15 protein-coding genes and 1 pseudogene are annotated in these 20,383 nt (G+C 42.8%); 7 read left to right on the plus strand and 9 right to left on the minus strand.

The window, feature by feature from the left end:
• The first annotated feature begins 98 nt into the window (after window positions 1-98).
• The gene (locus DW173_RS00690; protein WP_004312601.1) at window positions 99-1,955 is read left to right on the plus strand and encodes a YgiQ family radical SAM protein; all 1,857 of its coding nucleotides are present in this window, start codon (window positions 99-101) and stop codon (window positions 1,953-1,955) included.
• Between the two features lie 32 nt (window positions 1,956-1,987).
• Here DW173_RS00690 and DW173_RS00695 read toward each other — a convergent pair whose 3' ends face one another.
• From DW173_RS00695 to mfd, 3 genes are all read right to left on the minus strand, one after another.
• Complete coding sequence (locus DW173_RS00695; RefSeq protein ID WP_004312602.1) at window positions 1,988-2,284, minus strand: type II toxin-antitoxin system RelE/ParE family toxin; 297 nt, start codon at window positions 2,282-2,284, stop codon at window positions 1,988-1,990.
• Complete coding sequence (locus DW173_RS00700) at window positions 2,272-2,484, minus strand: hypothetical protein (protein ID WP_004312604.1); 213 nt, start codon at window positions 2,482-2,484, stop codon at window positions 2,272-2,274. The genes DW173_RS00695 and DW173_RS00700 overlap by 13 nt, the downstream gene beginning before the upstream one ends.
• Window positions 2,485-2,571: 87 nt before the next feature.
• Complete coding sequence (mfd, locus tag DW173_RS00705) at window positions 2,572-5,946, minus strand: transcription-repair coupling factor (protein ID WP_120143503.1); 3,375 nt, start codon at window positions 5,944-5,946, stop codon at window positions 2,572-2,574.
• A gap of 259 nt (window positions 5,947-6,205) precedes the next feature.
• On the opposite strand from mfd, the gene DW173_RS00710 reads away from it, so the two are divergent.
• The 4 genes from DW173_RS00710 (at window position 6,206) to DW173_RS00725 (ending at window position 10,051) form a co-directional block, all read left to right on the plus strand.
• The gene (locus DW173_RS00710; protein ID WP_120069211.1) at window positions 6,206-6,949 is read left to right on the plus strand and encodes a polyprenol monophosphomannose synthase; all 744 of its coding nucleotides are present in this window, start codon (window positions 6,206-6,208) and stop codon (window positions 6,947-6,949) included.
• Window positions 6,946-8,286, plus strand: a complete 1,341-nt coding sequence (locus DW173_RS00715) for a dihydroorotase (protein WP_120143409.1) — start codon at window positions 6,946-6,948, stop codon at window positions 8,284-8,286. Before DW173_RS00710 ends, DW173_RS00715 begins: the two co-directional genes overlap by 4 nt.
• A 281-nt stretch (window positions 8,287-8,567) precedes the next feature.
• Entirely contained in the window at window positions 8,568-9,470 is a 903-nt protein-coding gene (locus DW173_RS00720) for a vitamin B12 dependent-methionine synthase activation domain-containing protein (protein ID WP_117810647.1), read from the plus strand.
• A 68-nt stretch (window positions 9,471-9,538) separates the two neighbouring features.
• On the plus strand, window positions 9,539-10,051 hold the full coding sequence (locus DW173_RS00725; protein ID WP_120143411.1) for an RNA polymerase sigma factor: 513 nt from the start codon (window positions 9,539-9,541) through the stop codon (window positions 10,049-10,051).
• 72 nt (window positions 10,052-10,123) lie between these two features.
• On the opposite strand, the pseudogene DW173_RS24365 reads toward DW173_RS00725, so the two are convergent.
• From DW173_RS24365 to DW173_RS00740, 3 genes and pseudogenes are all read right to left on the minus strand, one after another.
• A pseudogene (locus tag DW173_RS24365) lies at window positions 10,124-10,168 on the minus strand (hypothetical protein); the annotation flags it as partial.
• A 483-nt stretch (window positions 10,169-10,651) separates the two neighbouring features.
• Window positions 10,652-13,519, minus strand: coding sequence for an AAA family ATPase (locus DW173_RS00735; protein ID WP_120143412.1), 2,868 nt, complete (start codon window positions 13,517-13,519; stop codon window positions 10,652-10,654).
• Window positions 13,516-14,769: an exonuclease SbcCD subunit D C-terminal domain-containing protein gene (locus DW173_RS00740; RefSeq protein WP_008643301.1), complete on the minus strand. Its 1,254-nt coding sequence runs from the start codon at window positions 14,767-14,769 to the stop codon at window positions 13,516-13,518. Before DW173_RS00740 ends, DW173_RS00735 begins: the two co-directional genes overlap by 4 nt.
• Before the next feature lie 120 nt (window positions 14,770-14,889).
• Here DW173_RS00740 and DW173_RS00745 point away from each other — a divergent pair, with 120 nt between their 5' ends.
• Window positions 14,890-15,648: a lysophospholipid acyltransferase family protein gene (locus DW173_RS00745; protein WP_004315944.1), complete on the plus strand. Its 759-nt coding sequence runs from the start codon at window positions 14,890-14,892 to the stop codon at window positions 15,646-15,648.
• A 109-nt stretch (window positions 15,649-15,757) separates the two neighbouring features.
• On the opposite strand, the gene DW173_RS00750 is transcribed toward DW173_RS00745, so the two are convergent.
• The 3 genes from DW173_RS00750 to DW173_RS00760 form a co-directional block, all read right to left on the minus strand.
• Window positions 15,758-16,234 carry a polysaccharide deacetylase gene (locus tag DW173_RS00750; RefSeq protein WP_118196594.1) on the minus strand — a complete coding sequence of 159 codons (477 nt, stop codon included), beginning with the start codon at window positions 16,232-16,234 and terminating at the stop codon, window positions 15,758-15,760.
• Between the two features lie 165 nt (window positions 16,235-16,399).
• On the minus strand, window positions 16,400-18,154 hold the full coding sequence (locus tag DW173_RS00755; protein WP_118196586.1) for a tetratricopeptide repeat protein: 1,755 nt from the start codon (window positions 18,152-18,154) through the stop codon (window positions 16,400-16,402).
• Between the two features lie 42 nt (window positions 18,155-18,196).
• On the minus strand, window positions 18,197-18,931 hold the full coding sequence (locus DW173_RS00760) for a DUF4369 domain-containing protein (protein ID WP_004297344.1): 735 nt from the start codon (window positions 18,929-18,931) through the stop codon (window positions 18,197-18,199).
• Between the two features lie 157 nt (window positions 18,932-19,088).
• Between DW173_RS00760 and DW173_RS00765 the strand changes: the two genes are divergently transcribed.
• Complete coding sequence (locus DW173_RS00765) at window positions 19,089-20,333, plus strand: anaerobic sulfatase-maturation protein (RefSeq protein ID WP_008021790.1); 1,245 nt, start codon at window positions 19,089-19,091, stop codon at window positions 20,331-20,333.
• Window positions 20,334-20,383: the final 50 nt, after the last annotated feature.

The raw sequence follows: 20,383 nt of genomic DNA on the forward strand, positions 1-20,383 counted from the left end.
CTCAATGATTGAAGCAAAACATCCCGATAATCGAAGTTAAACATCTCAATGAATAAAAAAATCATTGGGATGTTTTTTATTATCCGTATCTTTGCAGCATGAAAGAATATCGATTGACTGACTGGTTACCTACTACCAAGAAAGAAGTAGAACTTCGCGGATGGAATGAATTGGATGTCATTCTATTCAGTGCTGATGCCTATGTGGATCACCCTTCTTTTGGTGCTGCCGTTATTGGACGGATTCTTGAAGCGGAAGGTTTGAAAATAGCCATTGTGCCCCAGCCCAACTGGCGTGATGACCTGCGTGACTTCAAGAAGTTGGGACGTCCACGGCTATTCTTCGGCATCTCCGGTGGATGTATGGACTCAATGGTAAATAAATACACAGCCAACAAACGATTGCGCAGTGAAGATGCGTATACCCCGGACGGTCGTCCGGATATGCGTCCGGAATATCCTTCCACGGTTTATAGCCAGATACTAAAGAAACTTTATCCGGATGTTCCCGTAGTTATCGGAGGAATCGAAGCCAGTTTAAGACGGTTAAGTCATTACGATTATTGGCAGGACAAAGTGCAAAAGAGCATTTTATGCGACAGCGGTGCCGACCTGCTCATTTACGGAATGGGAGAAAAACCACTTCCAGACCTGGTGAAGAATATGAAAAGTCTGCTTACTACTGAAGAGCCAGTACTGACAAGCAGTAAATTCAGAACAATCATCGGATCAGTTCCTCAAACAGCCTATCTTTGTCGTGCAACAGAATGGACCTCTGCCGAAAATGACCTTTCACTTTATTCGCACGAAGAATGTTTGGCAGATAAAAAGAAACAGGCTAGTAATTTCCGGCATATCGAAGAAGAATCTAACAAATATTCGGCTTCCCGAATCACGCAAGCCGTCGGAAACAAGATAGTAGTAGTCAATCCTCCATATCCTCCGATGAGCCAGGAAGATCTCGATCGTTCGTTTGATTTGCCATATACCCGGCTACCTCATCCTAAATATAAAGGGAAACGGATTCCGGCTTATGACATGATTAAGTTTTCCATCAACATTCACCGGGGATGTTTCGGCGGTTGTGCCTTCTGCACCATTTCCGCTCATCAGGGAAAGTTTATCGTCAGCCGTAGCAAAGAGTCCATACTGAAAGAGGTGAAAGAGGTCATCCAGTTACCCGATTTCAAAGGATATTTAAGCGATTTGGGTGGTCCTTCCGCTAACATGTATCAGATGAAAGGAAAAGACGAAGCTATTTGCAAGAAGTGCAAACGACCGTCATGTATCCATCCGAAAGTTTGCCCAAATCTAAATACCGACCATCGCCCCTTACTGGATATTTACCGTGCAGTAGATGCCTTGCCCGGAATAAAAAAATCGTTTATCGGTAGCGGAGTACGCTATGACCTGTTACTTCATCAAAGTAAAGATGAAGCGATCAACCGCAGCACTGCCGAGTATACCCGTGAATTGATTGTCAATCACGTAAGTGGTCGGCTGAAAGTAGCTCCGGAGCATACCAGTGACCGGGTATTATCTGTGATGCGCAAACCTTCTTTCGAGCAATTTGAAACATTCAAGAGGATATTCGACCGTATCAACCGGGAAGAGAATCTACGTCAACAACTGATTCCGTATTTCATTTCCTCGCATCCCGGATGCAAAGAAGAAGATATGGCGGAACTTGCCGTTATCACTAAACGTCTGGACTTCCACCTGGAACAAGTGCAGGACTTCACTCCCACTCCGATGACGGTTGCTACCGAAGCTTGGTATACCGGATTCCATCCATACACGTTAGAACCGATATTCAGTGCTAAAACCCAACGGGAGAAACTAGCACAACGACAGTTCTTTTTTTGGTATAAACCGGAAGAAAGGAGAAATATCATCAATGAGTTGAGACGTATCGGACGTTCTGATTTGATAGACAAATTATACGGAAAACGCTAATTCGCTCCATTCCATCACTTACAAAACCACCTCTAAAAAGGAGCCTTATCAGGATCTTGGCGAGTATCAAAAACAGCTTCCACAAGAATCTGCTTTTCAAGTACCCGATAATAGACTTTGAAATAATCACAATGAAAAACACGTATATTAGGAACAGAGGTAGCTTTATACATATAAGGATATTTAGCGACTAATTGCAATACGTCTCTCACCATTGTATAAATGGAACGGCTATATTGGGTATTTCCATTTCTCACATTATAGAAAGTCAGAATTTGCTGAAAAACAATAGTCGCTGTTTCTGTCCAGACTATTTTTAACTTAGCCATTGTTCCACCAGCTTATCCACATCTTCTTGAGTATGCAATCTACCCTCCTCATAATCTTTTTCAGAATGCATTATAATTTCCTGTTCATATTCTGTAGGAACATAAAGATTTGCATTAGGAGTAGTTACATGATAAGCAGCCACTGGTTCATTGACCTGTGGCAATTCATTATCTTGAGGTTTATATGATTTCTTAGCCATATCAGTTATTAAGTTATATCTACAAAGATAAAGATCCCCTTGGTATAAAACAAACAATTCCTCGCTTATCTTCCCCGAAAAGCTTATTTATTCTTCTTTCACCGGCAACGCCACAATCTCCTGCAACACACTGACTGCCGTCTCCACATTAGTAACATTTTTAATCAACATACTCCGTCTGCCATTTTGCTCACGCAGATCACAGCGCCGGGTATACTTCATCATATAGTCTATCACTTTACCGAAAGCCTTACTTTGATAGAACGGACTATCCGGATTGGAAACAAAGAACAAGGTCATTCGTCCGCCTTTCAGGAAAATCTTCTCTGCTCCCAAACGAGCTGACAAACGGCGTAAAGGAACAATGCGGAGTAATTCTTCCGTTTCCCGGGGAACCGGTCCGAAGCGGTCTTCCAAGCGGGAGCGGAAAGCCTCCACATCTTTGTCCAATGTCAGTCCATCCAGTTCACGATAGAGCAACATACGTTCGCTGCTGCCGGTTACGTAGTTGGCCGGCAATAAAAGTTCGAGGTCACTTTCTACCTGACACTCCTCTACAAATTCTTCTCCACTAATTTGTCCTTCACCTTTTATTTCATCAGCATACAGTTCTGCAAATTCATCTGTTTTCAACTCATGGACAGCTTCAGTCAGTATCTTCTGATATGTTTCATATCCCAAATCAGCGACAAAGCCACTTTGCTCGGCTCCGAGCAAATTTCCGGCTCCACGAATGTCCAAATCCTGCATAGCAATATGAATACCACTTCCCAAATCACTAAAGTTTTCAATCGCTTGAAGACGTCGTCTTCCTTCGGCTGTCAGACTGCTCAACGGAGGAGCCAGCAGATAACAGAATGCTTTCTTGTTACTACGCCCTACCCGTCCACGCATCTGATGGAGATCACTCAAGCCGAAGTTTTGCGCCTGATTGATAATGATGGTATTTGCATTCGGAATATCGATACCACTTTCGATGATTGTGGTTGCCAAGAGCACGTCATAGTCATAGTTGACAAAATCCAGAATAATTTTCTCCAGTTCTGTCGGCTCCATCTGTCCGTGTCCGATTGCTACACGACAATCCGGGATATGGCGCTCTATCATTGCTTTCAGTTCCGGCAAGTTCGCAATCCGGTTATTGACGAAAAAGACCTGCCCGTTGCGACTCATCTCAAAGTTGATGGCATCCGTAATCACTTCTTCATTAAAAGTATGCACTTCGGTCTGAATCGGATAGCGGTTAGGCGGTGGAGTGGAAATCACGCTCAAATCACGCGCGCCCATCAACGAAAATTGAAGGGTACGGGGAATCGGAGTAGCAGTCATTGTCAGTGTATCTACATTCACTTTCAACTGACGCAGCTTTTCTTTTACGGAAACTCCGAATTTCTGCTCTTCGTCAACAATCAGCAGTCCCAAGTCTTTAAACTGAACATCCTTGCCTAAGATACGGTGGGTACCTATCAAAATACCGACATCTCCATCCTTCAGTCCTTTCAATACAGCTTTGGTTTGTGCGGCAGTACGTGCGCGGCTTAAATATTCCACCCGGCATGGCAGTCCTTTCAGACGTTCGCGGAATGTTTGAAAATGCTGGTAAGCAAGCACCGTTGTCGGAACCAGAACAGCTACTTGTTTATTATCGGCAACGGCTTTGAAAGCGGCACGGATCGCAACTTCTGTTTTTCCAAATCCTACATCTCCACAAACCAGACGGTCCATCGGGCGGTCACTTTCCATATCCGCTTTGACATCAATCGTCGCCTTACTCTGATCCGGTGTATCTTCATAAATAAAGGATGCTTCCAACTCACGCTGCAAGAAACTATCGGGACTATAAGAGAACCCTTTTTCCTGACGACGCTGCGAATACAATTTTATCAAATCGCGGGCAATATCCTTGATTTTGCTCTTCGTACGTTCTTTCAGTTTCTCCCATGCCCCTGTACCTAATTTGTTAAGCCGGGGAGCCTCTCCCTCCTTACCTTTATATTTAGAAACTTTATGCAGTGAATGAATGGAAACGAACACTACATCTTCATTCTGAAACACCAGTTTCAAAACTTCCTGCGTGGTATCACCATTCGGTATACGCACCAAACCGGAAAAACGTCCGATACCATGATCGGTATGCACCACATAATCTCCCGGAGTAAACTGATTCAGTTCTTTTAAGGACAGTGCTACTTTTCCCGAACGGGCTTTATCACTTTTCAGGTTATATTTATGGAAACGGTCAAACAACTGATGGTCGGTGAAGATACAGAGCCGTAGTGTGTTATCTACAAATCCTTCATGTATGGTACGCTCTACGGGAGTAAAATTAATCTGATCGCCCCGATCTTCAAAAATAGCCTTGATACGATCTGTCTGCTTCATACTGTCACTACAGATATATAGCGAATAACCTTTTTCCAAATAATCTTTGAAAGAAGAAGCTACCAAATCGAAATTCTTATGAAAGATGGGTTGGGCAGATGTATTGAAAGTAACACTGGCATTCGGCGTTCCGGTTGGTTTGTTACCAAATTCCAATCGGCGGAAATCGAGTGCCCGTACAGTGAATTCACTGCCGTCTATCAGTTTTCCTTCTAATGTAATGCCTCCATTTTCTGCGGCTTCCTGAACAGCTATTGCCTGGGGAGTCAACGCTTCATCATGCACCACCTGGATTCGTTCACGCAACCAAAGAAAATCGCGCATTGCCAGAGTAGTATCTTTCGGGATAAAATCCAGAAAGGAAGTTGTCACATCTCCTGTCACTGCTAAATCGGGAACAATGGACACTCCACTTTTCTTCTCGCGGGATAATTGGGACTCTACTTCAAAGGTACGGATACTTTCTACTTCATCACCAAAGAAATCAATACGATAAGGATATTCCGAAGCAAAAGAGAAAACGTCGATAATGCTACCGCGAACAGCGTATTGCCCCGGTTCATATACATAATCTACGTATTCGAAGCCATAACTATGCAACACATCAGTGATAAAAGTGGTATCCACTTTCTCCCCTACATTCAATTTCAGGGTTTTATCGCTCAATTCCTTTCGCGACACTACTTTCTCTGCCAATGCATCCGGGTACGTAACGATACATAGTCCCTCCTCCCTTTTTTGCAAGCGGCTAAGTACTTCCGTGCGCAGAATCTCATTGGCTGCGTCTTTTTGCCCATATTTAATAGAGCGACGGAATGAAGATGGAAAGAATAACACCTTTTCCGTACCCAATATCTGCGTCAAGTCATGATAAAAATAGCCGGCTTCTTCAAGATCACCTAAAATAAAGACAAACGGACAACCACTCTCTTGTACCAATACAGAAGAAAAAAGAGAAGCAGCAGATGCACACAGTCCTCCACAAAAAACAGTCTGAACAGAAGTGTCCTTCAACAAGCGCTTCATTACTGCCATATTGGGGTGGGCAGCATATTGTTGTTGTAATTCAGTTATTGTCATACCTATAAAATTTCCCCGCAAAATTACAAAAAAGAATCGCAGGACAGACATAAGTGTGGGAAAGTTTTCATCCCCCCAAAGTTTCTCACCGAGAAACAAAGTGTTCCACACCGAGAAACAACTTGTTTCACACCGAGGAACAAACCGTTTCACACCAAGAAACAAAAGATTGCATTCTGCTCTTCACGTTAAATTTTCCTTAGTTCGGCTATAACTAAAGGAAAAGAACTACTTTTGTTTTAAATTTTATAGTATCTATATGCAGACATCGGATAGCATTGTAATTATCCCTACCTATAATGAACGGGAGAACATAGAAAATATCATCCGTGCCGTATTCGGCCTTCCCAAAGTATTCCATATTCTGGTAATAGAAGACGGCTCTCCGGACGGAACGGCAACCATCGTAAAAACCTTGCAACAAGAATTTCCCGAACGGCTTTTTATGATTGAGCGTAAAGGGAAACTGGGATTGGGCACTGCCTATATTACCGGATTTAAATGGGCACTGGAACACGCATACGAGTATATCTTTGAAATGGATGCCGACTTCAGTCATAATCCGAACGATTTACCCCGTTTGTATCAGGCTTGTTCGGAACAGGGTGGAGATGTATCCATCGGCTCCCGCTACATCAGCGGAGTGAATGTAGTGAACTGGCCGATGGGACGGGTATTGATGTCGTACTTTGCTTCCAAATATGTGCGGTTCATCACAGGAATACCCGTACAAGACACAACTGCCGGATTTGTCTGCTACCGCCGTCAGGTACTGGAAATGATCGATTTGGATCATATCCGTTTTAAGGGATATGCTTTTCAGATTGAAATGAAATTCACCGCTTACAAATGTGGTTTTAAAATCATCGAGGTTCCCGTGATTTTCATTAATCGTGAACTAGGGACTTCCAAGATGAATAGCAGCATCTTTGGAGAGGCCATATTTGGTGTGATTAAATTAAAAGTAAATAGTTGGTTCCATAAATTCCCGCAAAAGTCATGAAACGTACACTGATTCAAAATGCCGTTATTGTTAACGAAGGAAGAAAAGTACTGGGTTCAGTAGTCATTGAAAATGAAAAGATAGCCGAAATATTGGTGGGTGAAGAAAAAGCAACTGCCCCTTGTGACGAAGTCATTGACGCAAGCGGGTGTTATCTCCTGCCGGGTGCCATCGACGAACATGTTCATTTCCGCGATCCCGGACTGACTCATAAAGCTGATATTACCACAGAAAGCCATGCCGCTGCAGCAGGAGGTGTCACTTCCATCATGGACATGCCCAATACAAACCCGCAGACTACGACGCTGGAGGCTTTGGAAGAGAAATTCATCCTACTAGGCGAGAAATCAGCAGTCAACTATTCCTGCTATTTCGGAGCAACGAATAATAACTATACCCAGTTTGCGCAACTGGATAAACACCGGGTTTGTGGCGTGAAGTTATTTATGGGTTCAAGCACCGGCAATATGCTGGTAGACCGGATGGCCAGCTTGCGTAATATATTCGGCGGAACCGATCTGCTCATCGCCGCCCATTGCGAAGACCAGGGAATTATCAAAGAAAATACGGATAAATATAAGAAAGAATACGGAGACGATGTACCTCTGGCTCTTCATCCGCTTCTCCGTTCGGAAGAGGCTTGCTATCGTTCGTCCGAGCTGGCTGTGCAACTGGCACGGGAAACAAATGCCCGCCTGCACATCATGCATATTTCCACCGCTAAAGAGTTGAGTCTGTTTTCCAACGTTCCTCTGGCACAAAAAAGAATTACAGCAGAAGCCTGCGTTTCCCATCTACTCTTTACGGAAGAAGATTATCAGACATTGGGTGCCCGCATTAAATGTAACCCTGCCATCAAGACTGCACAAGACCGGAAAGCCTTGCAAGAGGCTGTCAACAGCGGTCTGATTGATGCCATCGCAACCGATCATGCCCCACACTTGCTTAGTGAAAAAGAAGGAGGTGCATTAAAGGCAATGTCCGGGATGCCGATGATTCAGTTCTCGCTAGTCAGCATGCTGGAGTTGGCAGATAAAGGAGTGTTTACCATCGAGAAAGTAGTAGAAAAAATGGCTCATGCTCCTGCGCAGATGTATGAGATAGCAAACAGGGGATTCATCCGCAAAGGCTATCAGGCTGACCTGGTATTAGTCCGTCCCGGAAACGAATGGACTGTAACCACAGACTGCATCTTAAGCAAATGCAAATGGAGCCCGCTGGAAGGCCATACATTCAACTGGAAGGTAGAGAAAACATTTGCAAACGGACATCTGTTATATAACAACGGAGAAATAGACGAGTCTTATCGCGGACAAGAATTGTTCTTCGAACGATAAATGATAATTTTGCGGAGTGCCCTGAAAGGGCTTAATTATATAGCGTAAGGCAACGCCCTACGTAAAAACGATAATCTGAATTTGCGCCCTGAAAGGGCATAATTGTATACAGTTCCGCCCTTTCAGGGCTTGTGGCTGGTGTGTCTTTTTCGTAGGGCGTTGCCCTACGCTATATAATTAAGCCCTTTCAGGGCACCCCAATAAATATATAATTGTAAGGCTTTCAGCCTAACTGCAAAATTCTCATTTAACCGATAAATTCCCATTTAATTGTATAAATTATGATTCTATCTTATAAAATACACACAGTTACCCCTTACATCAACTGGATTTACTTTTTCCATGCATGGGGTTTCCAGCCACGTTTTGCAGCCATTGCTAACATTCACGGATGTGACGTCTGCCGTGCTTCGTGGCTGACGACTTTTCCGGAAGAAGAGCGTAACAAGGCCTCCGAAGCCATGCAGCTATTTAAAGAAGCCAACCGGATGCTCGATCTGCTCGACCGGGATTATGAGGTAAAGACCCTATTCAAGCTCTGTAAAGCGAACGCTGACGGAGATAATCTAATTATTGAGAAAGAAAAAGACCAATTCGTCACCTTTCCTTTACTGCGTCAGCAGACGCCCAAAAGAGATGGAAGTCCTTTCCTTTGTCTAAGCGACTTTATCCGTCCTCTTTCTTCCGGTATCCCCGACACCATCGGTGCTTTTGCTTCTTCTATTGATGCGGACATGGAAGGACTGTATGAACAGGACCCATATAAACACTTGCTTGTCCAAACCCTCTCCGACCGACTGGCAGAAGCTGCAACAGAAAAGATGCATGAGTATGTACGAAAAGAAGCATGGGGATATGCCAAAGAAGAAAATCTGGGCATAGCGGATTTACTGGTCGAGAAGTATCAAGGTATTCGCCCTGCCGTCGGCTACCCGTCTTTACCGGATCAGTCTGTCAACTTCCTGTTGGATGAACTGCTGGACATGAAACAGATAGGCATTTCATTGACTGAAAACGGGGCCATGTATCCGCACGCTTCTGTTTGCGGACTTATGTTTTCACATCCGGCTTCCGAATATTTCTCTGTAGGAAAGATTGGAGAAGACCAACTCGAAGATTATACCCGCCGCCGGGGAAAAAGCATCGAAGAAATGCGCAAGTTTCTGGCAGCGAATCTTCAATAATCATCATTCTCCTGTGATTTTTCTCCTTTTCTCACGACTAACTAACCAGAAAAGCAAGCATAGATTCCATGAGAGAACGAACAACAGAAGCCAATCCTCCTATTGAGCAAGAGTTCTTGTCGGTAATCCGCGAATATGAACGGGTGATCTACAAAGTGTGCTATCTGTACGCCAACCCCAATGCTCCGCTCAATGACCTTTATCAGGATGTGCTACTGAATCTTTGGAAAGCCTATCCTAAATTCAGAAAAGAATGTAAAGTATCTACATGGATTTATCGTATTGCTCTCAACACTTGTATCAGTTTTTATCGTAAAGAAAAGAATATACCGGAAATAGTCAGTCTCACCAAAGATACTGACTGGACCATAGAAGCACACGACCCGATCAACGAAATGCTGAAACAGCTTTATCAGATGATTAACCAGCTGGGACAACTAGACAAATCAATTATCCTGCTCTATCTCGAAGACAAAAGTTATGAAGAAATAGCAGAAATTACCGGACTGACGGTTACCAATGTAGCGACTAAACTAAGCCGCATCAAAGACAAACTTAAAAGAATGAAAAAGGAGGAATAAGATATATGGAACTGGAAGAACTGAAAAAATCTTGGAATGCCCTGGATGAACACTTGAAAGATAAAGAGTTCATCAAAGAAGAAGAGCTTGAAAAGCTGATAAGGCATGCAGACAAAGGTATCCATGCCATTGCCAGCCTGAACATCAAGCTTATTCTGATTTCTTTGCCGATATTGATCTTGTTTTTAGCGGAGGTGTTGTTGCACAACAGATTGAACCCGATCTACATCATTATCATTTTCGCATGGATTCCCGCACTTTGCTGGGACATCGTCACCACCCGCTACCTCCAACGGACTCAAATAGACGAGATGCCTCTGGTAGAGGTAATCAGCCGCGTGAACCGTATACACCGATGGACCATCAGAGAACGACTGATTGCTATTGCTTTCCTCCTGGTACTGGCTGTACTCTCATTTATCTACTGGCAAGTGTGGCAATATGGAATAGGCATGATAGCCTTCTTTATCCTGTTATGGGGCGGAGGACTAGGATTGATTTTATGGATTTACCGCAAGAAGTTCTTAAATCGCATCCACGAAATAAAGAAGAATTTAAGCGAATTGAACGAATTAATGTAAAAGGAGATAATGGATGTGCTTACCCTACAACGGTAAGCACACTCTTTCCATTCACTTTCTTATGCACTTGCACCTGAACAGAAATTCGTTCACTCATCTCCTGTACGTGAGAAATAACTCCGATTTTCCGTCCCTGCATCTGTAATTGTTCCAATGCTTCCATTGCCGTACGCAGGCTTTCCGCATCCAAAGAGCCGAATCCTTCATCAATAAATAGAGATTCTACTTTCAGGTTATTGCTTGATAAGGAAGACAAGCCCAAAGCCAACGCCAAAGATATCAGGAATGATTCACCACCGGAAAGAGAGTACACAGTCCGTATTTCATCACACATATCACAATCTATCACTTGAAGCGCCAACGTGTCGGGAACCTGTTGCAACTTATAGCGTTTAGAAAGGTAGGATAAATGTTTATTGGCATGAAGCAACAGCAAATTCAAAGTGTAACTTTGAGCTATCACTTTAAATTTCGCTCCGTCCGCACTGCCTATCAGTTTATTAAGTTTCGCCCAACGTTCGGCAATCGTCTGTTTCTCTGCCAGTTCCTTCGCAATCTGTTCCACAGTTAGCTTATTCTTTGCCTGTTGCAAAAGACGGGCTTCCATAGTAGAAAAGGTACGTTCGATATTCAGGTTTTCTTCCTGTTGTTTCTTTATTATTTCGGGAAGTTGTTCGGGAGACTCAATCTTTTTATACTGTTCCTGCAATTCTCCGATAGCCAGCGTAATTTGCTTCATCTCTCCTTGCAGACCAGAAAGGCGATTGTGCACAGCCTCTACCTCTTTGCGTGCTTTCTCCAAAGCCAAATTCAGCTCTTTTTCTCTTTTTGCCACGGCTGCTTCCGCTTCATCCGCACTTTTTCCTTTCAACAGTTGCGAACGTTCCTGACGGAGCACATTCAACGCTTTCTCTATAACTTCAAATCTCTTTTGTTCGGCTGAAGCAGTATTCTGCAGTAATAACAACTGTTCTTTAGCAGACGATACTTTCTGCATCGCCAGGCGACAAAGAGATACATTCTCACGAAGAGCTTCACAATGCGCACGCATCTTTTTAATTTCTTCATCGCTGCGTTGCCATTCTGCATAAAGATTACGATATTCTAAAATACGTTCTGCCAGTTCCGTCAAACGATGTTGTATCTGCTCTTCGTTACCAGCATCGATCCCAGCTTTATACAATGCCGCCAACTGTTCTCCAATCTGTCCGTCCACCATCTTCTGATGCGTCCAATCACGTTGCAAAACAATGCTCCGGTTATTGATCTGTTGACAGTTTGCTACTGCTGCATTATATTCCTGTTCTATACTCCGGAAAAGAGTATCTACTACCTCCTGTTCCTGATGGTAAGGATGCGCCGTACTACCGCAAACTGGACAAGCTTCCCCCTCCTGCAATTGCTGACGCAATGCTTTCACGTCTTTTCCCACTGCCATACGTGCATTTTCGTAAAGGCGTTGAGTCACTTTCAATGCGGTTTCTTGTTCAGTCAATTGTTTCAGGCAATCAGTTGTTTCTTTCTCCAACCGTTCTACTTCCGCCTTGGTTTTCGTCTGCGTTTCCGTCAATTGCCGGATATTCTGTTGGCGTGTCAGCTCTTTTTGCAACTTCATCTGTTCTTCGGTCAATAACGGATATCCGAAAGAGTTTAATCGCAACAACCGTTCTTCATTCGTGTTTATCCCGGCTGTCAGTTTATTTTCTTCCTGCCGTAGAATTTCTTCCACCTGTTCTAGTTGCAACACTTCTTTTATTCCTACATGATTCAGCAAACGGTTCAGAGAAGAATAAGAAACCTGCAACTGCTCCGTAGCCATCCGCATTTTTTGTTCCTGCTCCGACACCTGTTTATTAGCGGACTGTAACATCTGTTTCGATTGTGTGTAACTGTCCTGCTGTGACTGTATCTGTACATCCAACTGACGGGCTTTCTTCAAGTCCGGCTGTATGGCCTCCCATTGTGCCTTGAAATGCACCAATCCTTCTTCTTGTGAAACCAATGCGCCCTGTAACACTTTCAATCTGGCCTGTTCCTCCTGTTCTTCCTGTTGCTTCTTCTTCCAAAGATCTTCCTGCATTTTTAATGAACGAACCACATTCAGCTGTTCATTCTGTTCCGCCAGCAGTTTGATTCCTGTCACACGCTTTTCGGCCAACAACTCTTTCTCTTTTTGTAAAGCAAGCAATTCTTCTTCCGGCATCAATTCGATCACATTCATTCGATTCTGAATCAAAGTGACTTCTTCCTGTGCCGCCTTATTCCGGGCATAGACTTCTTGAGAAATCCGGGAATAAACACCGGTTCCCGTCAACTTCTCAAGCAACTCCGCTTTGGCCGCTCCTTTCGATTTCAGGAATGTTGCAAAATCATTCTGCGCCAATAATACGGTACGGGTAAACTGCTCATACGTCAACCCCACCAACTCCACCAACTGAATCAACAACTCTTTTTTGGTACCCTGGAATTCTTTCTCCGTATCCAGTTCTTTCACCTCCAGCGTTTGTGGCTGCAAAGAACCGCTTATCTTATTTCTTGTCCGTCTTACCGACCAGCGAGAACGGTAACGCCGTCCGTCAATGCCTAAGAAATCGACTTCCGCATAACCGTCGCTTGTTCCCCGACGCAATAAATTTCTTACATCGGACTGATTTATCTGATTGTCTCCTACATCTGCCAGATTCACACTTTCCACCGAAGTTGCGAAACGGGGAGCTTTATCATACAGTGCCAGACATAAAGCATCTAGTAAAGTAGACTTACCGGCACCCGTAGGTCCCGAAATAGCAAATATACCTGCAGAATGTAATGGTTCTGCTGTAAAATCGACTTCTACTGTCCCTTCTATCGAAGTCAGATTCTTCAATCGTATAGCCAGTATTTTCATTCTTCTTCCTCCTCTTCTTTATGAGTAGCAGCCCAATAGGCTTCCTGAAACAAGCCTGTCAGTTCGGCAGGCATTTCCACCTGATAAATCTTTTCAAAGGCAGACTGCGCAATCTGTAAGGGAGACATCTCCTGCAATCCTCTCTTCCAGTTCTCGTTTTCTTTCTCCTTATTTTCTACATCGGTGCGATAGGTAGACACAATGCGTGCCAATCGATAATTTTTATCTGCCAATGCCTCCTCAATCTCCTGCCGAAGCATGGGTTCCGGCTCCTCCAGCAGTACCTTCACTTCTAAATAAGGAGCTACATCCTTTGTCTCCGGCAATTCTTTCAAAGCTTCCAACACCACTTCCGGCAAGGCAGGTTCTCCATTCGGCACACTTACCAAAGGGATTAATTTCGGGCATTCCAACCGTTCAATATCCACTGCACAACCTCCGTCAAAAGTCACCATCACGACTCCATGATGATAATGTTTCTCTGCAAAAGACATCGGAATAGGACTTCCTGCATATCTCACATTCTCCCTTCCCGACACTCGCTGCGCTTTATGTATATGCCCCAATGCCGTATACGCTATCTGTTCGGAAAAAGCTTCCGGCGATACACATTCCAGACCACCAATCACAGTACGTTCACTATAATCTTTTTCTGCAATCTCCGATCCTGTAGCCTGCAAATGACCGATGGCAAGAATCGACTGATTCGCTGTCCTTTGCTTCCATAGCCTTTGCAGAAGCTGCGAATATAGTTCGCGAACTCCCTCCGCGTACAGGTTGCCTTCCGTCTGCACGACCGGATAATCCCCCTGGCGCAAAAAAGGGACAGCCATGCAAAGCAGTTCCACTTCCCCTTTCCGGTTCTTCAGTTCCACGATCAAATGGTCATAATCAATTTCTCCACCTTCAAGTTTGCGCACCACCCCTCTGACTTCTGTCCGCATAGCCTGCAACAGAGGCAAAGGAGCTTCCAGACGTGCTGCCGAATCATGATTGCCGGCCACAATGACAATTTGCAGATTCGGATTCTCCACTGTCACCCGATAAATAAACTGATAATACATGCTTTGGGATGCAGCGGAAGGGTTGGAAACATCAAAAACATCTCCGGCTATAATCAATGCATCAATCTCTTTCTGACGAATTTCTTCTGCCAGCCAATTCAGGAATACCTCATGTTCTCCCGTGCGATCATATCCAAAAAAGGTTTGTCCCAAATGCCAGTCGGCAGTATGTAATATACGTATCATAATTTTATAACTATCTCTACTAACAAGAGGCAAAAATAACACAATCGGAAAGATTATCTCGCATCTGCCTCTCTTTTTTACCAATAATCATGTATATTTGCAGGATAAAAATCCAACCCTATGAAGATACTGTATTATATTTATCAGATTTGCATCGCTTTGCCTATTTTATTAGTGCTGACCATCCTTACGGCAATCGTCACTATTGTAGGTTCCCTCTTGGGAGGAGCCCACTTCTGGGGATATTATCCGGGAAAGATATGGTCACAATTAATTTGTCTGTTCCTGTTGATTCCCGTGAAGATTGAGGGGCGCGAAAAGCTGCATGACAAAACTTCCTATATTTTTGTACCTAACCATCAGGGTTCATTTGATATTTTCCTCATCTACGGCTTCATTGGAAGAAACTTTAAATGGATGATGAAAAAAAGTCTGCGTAAATTGCCATTCGTCGGAAAAGCCTGTGAAAGCGCAGGACATATCTTTGTAGACCGTTCCGGCCCGAAGAAGGTTTTGGAAACCATCCGGCAGGCAAAAGACTCGTTGAAAGACGGAGTTTCTCTGGTGGTCTTTCCCGAAGGTGCACGCACTTTTACCGGACACATGGGATATTTTAAAAAAGGGGCTTTCCAATTGGCGGATGATTTACAGTTGGCAGTGGTGCCCGTCACTATCGATGGCTCATTTGAAATCCTTCCACGCACAGGCAAATGGATACATCGCCATCGCATGATTCTGACTATTCACGACCCTATTCCTCCCAAAGGAAAAGGCATGGAAAATATCAAGGCAACCATGGCAGAGGCATACGCTGCTGTTGAAAGTGCCCTCCCGGAGCAACATAAGGGAATGGTGAAAAACGAAGATCAAGACCGGTAATTTGTGTATTATACCTAAAAATGAATATGGGGATGCTCACGCACCCCCACACTCCTAACCAGTTTTATGCATCAAACTATTAAATTAAGAAATTAAGGAATTCAGATATTTAGATGTTTTGCAAAGTTATGGTTTGGTTTGACATCATTTGCAATTCTTGAAAAGTCAAATTAAAACCTTTATGAATTTCTTTTTCTAAATTCTCCAATGAGAAAGATTCACCTCTTGCACCATTAATCTTTCCTCTAAACCGATTGTTATAATGCTTGCGGAATGTATCCGGAGTGACCAAGCCTCCAAGGCCATAATCCCCCACTACAACCACCGGTTTCCGACGTAACACCCCTTCATAGGCAGTAATCCCCGCACCAATTATTAGATCGGCTTCTTCAATCAGTTTACCCGTTTCACTCTCGGAGGATATATAATCCACCTGATACTCTGAATATTTACTTAATAGAACTCCTATCCTTAACCGCGTACGAGAATTAGCTACTCCGACAACAATATTGGCTTTCTGTTCTATCAACTGCAATTCGTTACCTCTCCATGAAGAGGTAGCAGATAATTCATTAGGATTTTTCATATAGCTATTTGGTTTTTGTTGGGTCAAAAGTACGGCATGCATCTGAAAACACAAAAAAAGTCACCCGGACAAAATCAGTGTGTCTGATTCATCGTAAACATCTAAAATCCAACAAAATACATATTTTGATTCTGTTATTGACCCGGACAATTCATTTTTTATTTATCAAAAGTCCCTTAAAAATGCATTTAAATCTTCTTGTGAAGAAATGCCTAACCGGCCTTTTAGTCTCCCCTTCGCCTTGGTTACCGAGTCGGAAGAGGTCTGGAAAATACGAGCCAACTCTTCATTAGTCAGCCCAAATTTAAGGAAGCAACAGATTTCAAGATCACGTTTCGTCAATAAAGGAGCTTTGTCAAGCAATCGGGTAACGTAATTAGCATAGAGTAAATCAAACAGACTAAACAATTTATAGCGTTCTCCATCAGACAACTTACCTCTTAATGTTCCCTCTTTTATAGCAAGCAGTAATCGAAAGGCAGATATGTATTGTTCAGAAGACGGTCCGACAGTTAATTCTCCTCCTAGTTCTTTCAACAACCCCGATAAGGTTTTGTTCTGCATACTCAAAAGCACAATCTTTCCATTCAACTCGCCTACCTTCATTCGATTTTCTTCGAGTATGCGGTTCTCTTCCAGCACTTGGTCTTTCAACTCCTGGATTTCTTCCATCTCCTGCTGATATCGCTTTATCTCCTCTTCATTATCTCTAATCTGGGATTCAATCTCGGCAATCTTCTTTTTATGGTTCTTACTTTTGTAATAGTAATAACACATATAGAAGGCTACAATCAGAAAAACAATCGTACCGCAAAACAGAAAAACTGTACGGTGCATTTTCATTTGTAAATTATCGCTCCGGAGTTTTTCGTTCTCATACTGTTTTTGCAGTTCTGTTATCAACTCCAAAGAATCGACCTCATCCAATACGCTGACAATGGAATCCGCTTTTTCATGATAAGTAATTGCTTCTTCAAAATTATCAATATCCTTTTCCAGAAAGTATAAATTGTTGTATGCGTCAATACGGGTATACTCTTTAGAAGAATTTACACTCATCTTAAAGTATCTTCTGGCATTCTCCACATCCCCCATTTGTATATACAAATATCCCAAAGACATACACTCTACATATTTCCTTTCCTCATCCGTTTCTTTTTCATAAGCAGCAAGGAAATAGCGCTCTGACTTTTTCAACTCTCCCATAGAACGATACAGGATACCCAACTCATGTAAAATGGAAACTTCAGACGGATACTGTTTTTTCCTGGCTAATTCTAAAGCATTATTATAATAGAAATAACAGCTATCCCATTTATTCTGAAACAAATAAGCCCGTCCTATATTCTGCTCGGCTCTGACAATACCCACAGAATCTTTTAACTCTTCATAGATAGCGTATGACTCCTGAAAATTCTTCAATGACTCCTGATACAATTTCTTTTTCCGGTTCACCATCCCTATTTCATCAGTAGCCATGGCAAACATCTTGCAACATTGAATCTTCCCGAACATTTCCTTTGCTGAAGACAGGAACGACAAAGCCTCTTCATCTTTGCCCAATTCACGCAGCACTCTACCATAATAATACTGTGCTTTAGCACGCATGGCAGTGTCACCACGCTCTACAGTATAGTAATTCAGTGCCAATGCAATCAACGAATCAGAAGTAAACTTCACATAGTTCTGATCCATTGCCTGCGTTAATAAAAGCGCATAATCCGCCTGCGATTTTCCACGCAATTTTTCAGGATGAGGAACTGATTTTAATAGATACAGAGCCGTATCAGGGAGAGATTCCATACACATTTCGATCTTCTGGAATGCCGCATCAGGGACCTCCGAATCTCTATGACAAGAAACCGATAAGACTAAAATAAAAAAGAAAGCGGCGTATACCGAAACAGTAGTCGTTTTCATTTTACTTGAGTTTTATGCAAAAATACACAAAAAACTCAAGTATTACTTATTTGTTGAAGCATTTTGTTCCAATCGTTGATGTTCTTCTATCAACTTCATGTTTTCTCTTGCTTTAGACAGGAATTCTCTTACCAGCTTATTATCTTTAAAAGAGTAAGGAGCATCCTTTATAATATCATCTATCTGCGGAGTCATAATGGGATAGGGCAAAGAGCTGCAAAGCATCATAAATACACTGGGTCCCAATACATTTTCGTAATTGTCGGAAATAAACGTTTTCACATACTGATTCATCGCTTGCATCAGTGAATCACCTTCCACCACCAGCTGACTGTGAATTTCATCCAGATCCCCTCCATCCAATACCATACGGGTTTCTTTCTGCTCCAGTTCGCTGATACTTTCTTCTAATTGGTTTCTTTTGCTGATAAACTCGTACAACGCATTATTTAAAGAGGTTCCCACTGCCTTCAAGTCCGTATTGCTGATGGTAACTGTTATTTTTCCACTTTCCAGAACGATCGGCATAATGCTTTCTTCATCCATATAAAGCGTCACCATCTGTACGGAATCTATTTTCCCTTTCATTGAAAACAGACCATGCACCACTTCAGCAGAATCCAGCTTCACCCACTCGCCATCACGCAGGGATTTAAGATACAGCATCTTTCCATCCAGACTATTCACTGAAGATGTTCCTTCAATCTTGTACTTACTGGTACAGGAAGCCAGAAACGGAAGCAAAAGCAAAAAAGGCAAAATTTTATTCACGTTCATCTATTCATTAAATTCTGTGCACAAAGGTACAACTGATTCAGAATTCAAAGAAACATTTTATCAATATTTAAATCTTGTAAGAGTCTTTTCTTTAATAATCCTTATAAACATAGGTGTAAGGCTATTTTTTTCATTTAGTTTATCTAATTTTGCAGTCATGAAAACATCAACATTTGCCCCTTTTGCAAAACCGCTTTACGTAATGGTAAAGCCTGTAGGTGCCGTATGTAATCTAGCATGCGATTATTGCTATTATTTGGAAAAGGCCAACCTATACAAAGACAATCCGAAACACGTAATGAGCGATGAACTTCTGGAAAAGTTTATCGACGAGTACATTAACTCACAAACCATGCCGCAGGTACTTTTCACCTGGCACGGAGGAGAAACGCTGATGCGACCGCTCTCCTTCTATAAAAAGGCAATGGAACTACAAAAGAAATACGCCCGCGGACGTACAATCGACAACTGCATACAGACCAACGGAACCATGCTCACTGACGAATGGTGCGAATTCTTCCGTGAAAACAATTGGTTGGTAGGTGTCTCCATCGACGGTCCGCAGGAGTTTCATGACGAGTATCGCAAAAACAAATTGGGAAAACCTTCTTTTGTGAAAGTGATGCAAGGCATCAATCTTCTGAAGAAACACGGGGTAGAATGGAATGCAATGGCAGTTATTAATGACTTCAATGCCGAATATCCGTTGGAGTTTTATCGTTTCTTCAAAGAGATCGGTTGCCAATATATCCAGTTCGCTCCCATCGTTGAACGTATTCTTTCACATGAAGACGGACGTCATCTCGCTTCTCTTGCCGAAAATAAAGCCGGAACACTGGCTGACTTTTCAATCACTCCGGAACAATGGGGGAACTTCCTCTGTACTCTCTTTGACGAATGGGTGAAAGAAGATGTAGGCAAATACTATGTGCAGATATTCGATTCTACCCTGGCCAACTGGATGGGTGAGCAACCCGGTATATGCACGATGGCAAAGACTTGCGGACATGCCGGTGTAATGGAATTCAACGGAGACGTTTATTCTTGCGACCACTTTGTATTCCCCGAATATAAATTAGGTAACATTTACAGTAAGACACTGGTAGAAATGATGCATAGCGAGCGTCAGCACAACTTCGGAAACATGAAATACCAGTCTCTCCCTACTCAATGCAAGGAGTGTGAGTTCCTGTTTGCCTGCAACGGGGAATGCCCGAAAAATCGTTTTAGCCAAACGGCAGAAGGTGAACCGGGATTGAACTACTTATGCAAAGGTTATTATCAGTTCTTTAAACACGTAGCTCCTTACATGGACTTTATGAAAAACGAACTGATGAATCAACGTCCGCCTGCTAATATCATGGAAGCTTTAAGAAATGGAGAATTGAGAGTGGAGAGTTGAGAATGAGAAACAGAAGATATTAACAATCATATATTCAAATTTTATCATTA

This window comes from Bacteroides sp. AM16-13 (assembly GCF_003602705.1).
Lineage (GTDB): Bacteria > Bacteroidota > Bacteroidia > Bacteroidales > Bacteroidaceae > Bacteroides > Bacteroides xylanisolvens.

Bases quoted from the DNA above. Each gene is read 5' to 3' on its own strand.
- DW173_RS00695 (WP_004312602.1), bottom strand. From the start codon at position 2,284: ATGGCTAAGTTAAAAATAGTCTGGACAGAAACAGCGACTATTGTTTTT.
- DW173_RS00760 (WP_004297344.1), bottom strand. From the start codon at position 18,931: ATGAACGTGAATAAAATTTTGCCTTTTTTGCTTTTGCTTCCGTTTCTG.
- DW173_RS00690 (WP_004312601.1), top strand. From the start codon at position 99: ATGAAAGAATATCGATTGACTGACTGGTTACCTACTACCAAGAAAGAA.
- DW173_RS00725 (WP_120143411.1), top strand. From the start codon at position 9,539: ATGAGAGAACGAACAACAGAAGCCAATCCTCCTATTGAGCAAGAGTTC.
- DW173_RS00740 (WP_008643301.1), bottom strand. From the start codon at position 14,769: ATGATACGTATATTACATACTGCCGACTGGCATTTGGGACAAACCTTT.
- DW173_RS00710 (WP_120069211.1), top strand. From the start codon at position 6,206: ATGCAGACATCGGATAGCATTGTAATTATCCCTACCTATAATGAACGG.
- DW173_RS00765 (WP_008021790.1), top strand. From the start codon at position 19,089: ATGAAAACATCAACATTTGCCCCTTTTGCAAAACCGCTTTACGTAATG.
- DW173_RS00715 (WP_120143409.1), top strand. From the start codon at position 6,946: ATGAAACGTACACTGATTCAAAATGCCGTTATTGTTAACGAAGGAAGA.
- DW173_RS00750 (WP_118196594.1), bottom strand. From the start codon at position 16,234: ATGAAAAATCCTAATGAATTATCTGCTACCTCTTCATGGAGAGGTAAC.
- DW173_RS00745 (WP_004315944.1), top strand. From the start codon at position 14,890: ATGAAGATACTGTATTATATTTATCAGATTTGCATCGCTTTGCCTATT.
- DW173_RS00735 (WP_120143412.1), bottom strand. From the start codon at position 13,519: ATGAAAATACTGGCTATACGATTGAAGAATCTGACTTCGATAGAAGGG.
- DW173_RS00700 (WP_004312604.1), bottom strand. From the start codon at position 2,484: ATGGCTAAGAAATCATATAAACCTCAAGATAATGAATTGCCACAGGTC.
- DW173_RS00755 (WP_118196586.1), bottom strand. From the start codon at position 18,154: ATGAAAACGACTACTGTTTCGGTATACGCCGCTTTCTTTTTTATTTTA.
- DW173_RS00720 (WP_117810647.1), top strand. From the start codon at position 8,568: ATGATTCTATCTTATAAAATACACACAGTTACCCCTTACATCAACTGG.
- mfd (WP_120143503.1), bottom strand. From the start codon at position 5,946: ATGACAATAACTGAATTACAACAACAATATGCTGCCCACCCCAATATG.